This is a genomic window from Vibrio sp. 03_296 (assembly GCF_002265885.1).
Genome location: NZ_NPKW01000669.1, coordinates 1 through 564 on the forward strand (window position 1 = coordinate 1; position 564 = coordinate 564).

Annotated in this window: 1 protein-coding gene and 1 pseudogene; both read right to left on the reverse strand. The window is 38.2% G+C overall.

Features of this window, described 5'->3' with window-relative positions; all coding sequences use genetic code 11:
- Positions 1–186, reverse strand: a pseudogene (locus CIK04_RS34305) (hypothetical protein); the annotation flags it as partial.
- On the reverse strand, positions 183–530 hold the full coding sequence (locus CIK04_RS27025) for an efflux RND transporter periplasmic adaptor subunit (RefSeq protein ID WP_128824726.1): 348 nt from the start codon (positions 528–530) through the stop codon (positions 183–185). The pseudogene CIK04_RS34305 and the gene CIK04_RS27025, both read right to left, overlap by 4 nt.
- Between the last annotated feature and the right edge of the window lie 34 nt (positions 531–564).

Sequence of the window (564 nt, forward strand, 5' to 3'; positions counted from 1 at the left end):
TGATAATTGAATCATCAGTTCTGAAATATCTTGCTCTATTTGTTCATGAGTACCCAGCAATTCAAGATAACGCTCCTCTGAACTTAAGAACTCAGAGCTAGATATATGTCCACTACCTAACAAACGTTTATGACGTTTGAGCTGTTCGTCTTTGATTCGTAGCCTTCTTGCTGTYGTATTTTTCACTTTTCACAAGTGCATTCAAACTTGATTCTACGTCGGACTTTTGAGCAAGGAAGCTCTCCAATTTCCTTATCGTAAATCTCATCAAAAATACCAATCTCTTCTCGCAAAGCTACTATTTGCTGTTCAATTTCTTTATTAAGAGCTTCCGAGAATTCAATACCACTGGTTAACTTTTCACTGTTTACAATTTTGGCAATAGGCCTGCCCTTTTCAACGTAGTCACCTTCGCTAACATACAGCGCATCTAATGTACCAGTCCGGCCAGAGTATACTTTCACAAGCCCTCGATCAGGAATTAGAAACCCTTTGACAGTTTCTTTTCTTGGGACTTGTGCGATTGACAAAAAAAAAACCACCACTAGATATCATACTATAGAA